Origin of the sequence: Laedolimicola intestinihominis (assembly GCF_040096155.1) — a bacterium.
Classification (GTDB): domain Bacteria; phylum Bacillota; class Clostridia; order Lachnospirales; family Lachnospiraceae; genus Laedolimicola; species Laedolimicola intestinihominis.
The window spans coordinates 1-4,065 of sequence record NZ_JBBMFE010000029.1 but is presented as its reverse complement, the minus strand read 5'-3'; the positions used below and the strand labels follow the sequence as shown (position 1 = coordinate 4,065).

Here is a 4,065-nt window from a genome sequence, read left to right as displayed (position 1 = left end):
CTTCCGCGGCGAGGCTCCTCGCTCCATTATCCTTCGATGGAGATGTACTTTGACGTCTCAACTTCCGGTTTTTCTTCCTTCTTCGGGATGACCAGCTTCAGGATACCATGCTTAAACTCGCCCTTGATATCCTCCTGCTTTACGCCTTCGCCTACATAGAAGCTTCTCTGGCAGGATCCTGCGTAACGCTCCTTGCGGATGTACTTTGCAGTTTCCTTCTCCTGCTCATCTACGTCCAGGCCTCTTGCTGCGCTGATGGTCAGATAACCATTTTCCAGAGAAACCTTGATTTCGTCCTTCTTGAATCCCGGGAGATCCATTTCCAGTTCATATGCTTTATCGGTATCCTTGATATCCGTCTTCATCAGGTTCTTACCTCTGCGGCCATACAGCTTCTTTTCCAGCTTCTGCATGTCTCTGTCATCATAGAACGGAAACTCAAACAAATCATCAAAGAAATCTTTTCCAAATACACTCGGTGTTAACATAGTAAACGCTCCTTTTTTATGTCTCGTACAATAGGTCACTGTCTTGAGGTTCCATTTCCTTTTCCCTCTTGACAACTATGTTATAGTCCTTTTTGTTAGCACTGTCAAGAGGTGAGTGCTAATTTTTTGTGAAAAATTTGTGAACGCTGCGAGCCATGCAAAATGGTGAAAAAAGACGCCCTGCCAGTTTACTTGCAAAGGCGTCTTTTTTTTGCTATTTTATAGGGCAACAGCCCTACAGCGAGGGAGCTCTTTCCCGAGCTGTGCATGGCGTATGCCACTACTTCACAGGAATTTTTCACTTACTTTCGCACTCGATTTTCTTGATTTGACCACATTTTTACCACAAATTCTTGGAAAAATATATTCGTCTGATTTTCTTACCACATTTTACGACAACGACTTATGGTTTATACCACAGCAGGTACGGTTTCTGGCAGGTTCATTTTAGACATCTCGTTCTCCACATGAGACTTTTCTGCAATATGATTGTAGACTGTCTTGCTTCTCTTCTATCATCTTCTACAAGTTCTCCTGCTACGCGAAGCCACTCTCCATTCTTAAACGCACAGATTTCTACCTTTGGATTTGCATGAATCTGTTTTGAAACATCTTTCACCTTTCCGGTCTGAATATACAGTTTTCCATCAAAAATATGTGCTGTTCCAAAAGGTCTTACCCTTGGCTGGTCTCCTTCCACTGTTGCCAAATAATATGTTTCTGCTTCTTTCAAAAAATTTACTACTTGTTCCATGGTATAATTCTCCTGCCTTAACTGTTTATCTGATACTTATAATGAATTACAACTATTCTCAGTATAGCATATATTGCTTTATTAAGTATCAATAATTTGCCTTATGAGAAGGTAGGGAAAAACGAGCCGGTTTGCATCGCGAATGAAGTGCCGTTTGAGATTCCGAAAAGTTGGGAATGGGTACGTTGGGGAACATTGTCAGAATCTATTCAGTATGGCTACTATGCCCCGGCACAAGAAAACGGACGAATAAAGATGGTTCGCATTAGTGATATTCAGGATAATTCTGTAATGTGGGAAACAGTTCCTTACTGCGACATAAAAGAAGGAGAAATTGATACGTACCTTCTGAAATCCAATGACATTCTGTTTGCAAGAACAGGTGGAACAGTTGGAAAATCTTATCTTGTACAAGAAGTTCCAGAAGAAGCTTCCATTCACAGCATATCGGACTGCCCGGTGGCAGTCCGATATGCTGTGATGTGCTGATAGTTCCTTGCATGAGAACTGCCGACCGCTTGCGTCCTATTTTTCAAACAGGTACAGCAGGTATCCGTAGCCCTCGGCCTCCATTTTTTCATAGGGGACGAAGCGCAGGGCTGCGCTGTTGATGCAGTAGCGCACGCCGTTGGGCGACTCCGGGTCGCCGGTGAACACATGGCCGAGATGGGAGTCTCCGGCGCGGCTGCGCACCTCTGTGCGGCGCATCCCGTGGCTCAAATCCTCCTTCTCAACCACGGAGGGGCCCTCGATGGGCTTTGTAAAGGCGGGCCAGCCGCAGCCGCTCTCGTACTTATCCGTGGAGGAAAAGAGCGGCTCGCCAGTGATGACATCCACATAGATGCCCTTTTCAAACTTGTCCCAGAACTCGCCTGTGAAGGCGCGCTCCGTGCCGCTCTCCTGCGTGACGCGGTACTGCTCCGACGTCAGCTTGTCCCGGATGGACTCCGCCGCGGGCTTCTGATAGTCACCCGGGTCGATGCGCAGCCGGGAAAAGAGCTCCATTTCCGCGCGCGGGATGTGGCAGTAGCCGTTCGGATTCTTTTCGAGGTAGTTCTGGTGATATTTCTCGGCGGGATAGTAATTCTTGAGCGGGCCGATCTCCACGAAGAATTTCTCGCTGCGGCCGCGCTCGATCTCCGCGATGCGCTTCACCGTTTCTCTCGCGCTTTCGTTGGTGTAGTAGACGCCGGTTTGGTACTGGCTGCCCCGGTCGTTGCCCTGCCGGTTTTGCACCGTGGGGTCGATGACATAGAAGTAGGCCAGCAGCAGCGCGTCAAGACTCACCTGCTCGGGGTCGTATTCCACCCGCACGGTCTCCCGAAAGCCCGTGTTGCCCGCGCAGACGGTTTGGTAGTCGGCGTCCGCCTCGCAGGTGCCGTTGGCGTAGCCGCTCTCGGCATCGATAACGCCGGGGATGGACTGCATCAGCTGTTCCATGCCCCAGAAGCAGCCGCCCGCCAGATAGATGACATTGTCTGTGGTATCCATATAGGTGATCTCCTCGTCAGACCGGTCAAATGCCGCTCCGTCTATGTTTGTTTTCTGTCCGCTCTTTTCCTTCGGCATATACTGCTGCCCGGCGGCGCAGCCGCCCAGCAGCAGCACCGAGGCGAAAAGCAGTACCAATACGCTTCGATACATCGCGTTTCCTCCTTTCAGGGGAATCAGGACTCACTCTGCCACTTGCCCGCCGGGGGCAATGCAATGGCGCGCAACAGGCACTTTTTAAATCTCGGGTCAGCCCATATCGGCGGCAAGCACCTGCTCGATGAGCTTTTGCAGCGTCTCCGCCTGCTTCTTTTCCGTGATGGCGCCTACGATGGGTTCACCCACGATATTGCCGCTGCGGTCGACCACATAGGTGGTGGGATAAGCAAAGATGTTGGTAGTAAACTTTCCCGCCTCACCATCTGAGTCAAAATACACATTCTGATAGGCAGCGCCCTTCTTGGCCAGCACGTCCTTCGCCTCGGAAATCGCTGCCTCGTCGCCGTCCAGCGTGAAGGTGTTGACGCCGATGAGGGCGCCGCCCTTCTCCGCCAGTTCCTTGTTCAGCGCGTCCAGCTTGGAAAGCTCTCCCACACAGGGATTGCAGGTGGTGAACCAGAAATTCACCACGGTGACAGCGTTGCCGGAGAACAGCTCGTCGCTCTTCACCGTGTTGCCGTCCAGGTCTTTACCTTCAAAGGCGGGGAACTTCTGCATACTGCCGTCGTCGGGAGGGTTGCTCGTGTCGCTACCCGCGGGCATGCTCATATCGTCGTCCATGGATTTCTGCATGATCTCGGGATACTTCTCTTCCAACTCGGTCAGCTTGTTTTCAATATTGCTGATCTCCGTGGCTGACTCCTTCAACCACTCATACTCCTTGTCGGTGAACTGCTCTTTCGCGGCCTCGACGGTATCCAGCAGGAAATCGCCGTAGTTTTTCCCGTCCTCGATCATTGCCATGCCTTTGTCAGCCTCCACAAAGACCTTTTCCCACAGCTCGGTATTTTCCGACAGAAGCGCGTTCTCCCGCTCCAGCAGCTCCTTGTGCAGGGCGAGCGCCTCCTCGGCGGTTTTCGGCTCGCCAGTCATGGCGGAGCCGTTGCCGCTCATGTCGCCCATCTTGTCATTGTTCTTCGTGCCGCAGGCCGCTAGGGCCAGCACCATCAGCACGGCAAAAGCCAGTGCCAAAATTCTCTTCCTGTTCATTTTGATTCCTCCATCGTTGTTTTCTTTGTTGTTTCTTTCCCGTTGCCGAAGCCGTAACGGAAGCACACGGCGTTCGTCGGACAGGCGCGGATGCACATTCCGCAGCGGATGCACTCGGTATGG

At 51.4% G+C, this 4,065-nt stretch carries 5 protein-coding genes and 1 pseudogene; 1 reads left to right on the top strand and 5 read right to left on the bottom strand.

The window, feature by feature from the left end:
* Positions 1–26: 26 nt before the first annotated feature.
* Both WMO29_RS16565 and WMO29_RS16560 read right to left on the bottom strand, forming a co-directional pair.
* Positions 27–488: an Hsp20/alpha crystallin family protein gene (locus WMO29_RS16565; protein ID WP_158365130.1), complete on the bottom strand. Its 462-nt coding sequence runs from the start codon at positions 486–488 to the stop codon at positions 27–29.
* Between the two features lie 469 nt (positions 489–957).
* Positions 958–1,242: pseudogene (locus WMO29_RS16560) on the bottom strand (pyridoxamine 5'-phosphate oxidase family protein); the annotation flags it as partial.
* A 96-nt stretch (positions 1,243–1,338) separates the two neighbouring features.
* Here WMO29_RS16560 and WMO29_RS16555 point away from each other — a divergent pair.
* On the top strand, positions 1,339–1,731 hold the full coding sequence (locus WMO29_RS16555) for a restriction endonuclease subunit S domain-containing protein (RefSeq protein WP_349165542.1): 393 nt from the start codon (positions 1,339–1,341) through the stop codon (positions 1,729–1,731).
* Between the two features lie 36 nt (positions 1,732–1,767).
* Here WMO29_RS16555 and msrB read toward each other — a convergent pair whose 3' ends face one another.
* From msrB to WMO29_RS16540, 3 genes are all read right to left on the bottom strand, one after another.
* Positions 1,768–2,886, bottom strand: a complete 1,119-nt coding sequence (gene msrB / locus WMO29_RS16550; RefSeq protein ID WP_349165541.1) for a peptide-methionine (R)-S-oxide reductase MsrB — start codon at positions 2,884–2,886, stop codon at positions 1,768–1,770.
* Between the two features lie 96 nt (positions 2,887–2,982).
* A complete protein-coding gene (locus WMO29_RS16545) occupies positions 2,983–3,942 on the bottom strand; it encodes a TlpA family protein disulfide reductase (protein ID WP_349165540.1) in 960 nt (319 codons plus the stop codon).
* On the bottom strand, positions 3,939–4,065 hold a 127-nt coding region (locus tag WMO29_RS16540; protein ID WP_349165543.1), incomplete at its 5' end, for a 4Fe-4S binding protein. The genes WMO29_RS16540 and WMO29_RS16545, both read right to left, overlap by 4 nt.

Coding starts and splice junctions, on each gene's coding strand:
- WMO29_RS16565 (WP_158365130.1), bottom strand. CDS start 488: ATGTTAACACCGAGTGTATTTGGAAAAGATTTCTTTGATGATTTGTTT.
- msrB (WP_349165541.1), bottom strand. CDS start 2,886: ATGTATCGAAGCGTATTGGTACTGCTTTTCGCCTCGGTGCTGCTGCTG.
- WMO29_RS16545 (WP_349165540.1), bottom strand. CDS start 3,942: ATGAACAGGAAGAGAATTTTGGCACTGGCTTTTGCCGTGCTGATGGTG.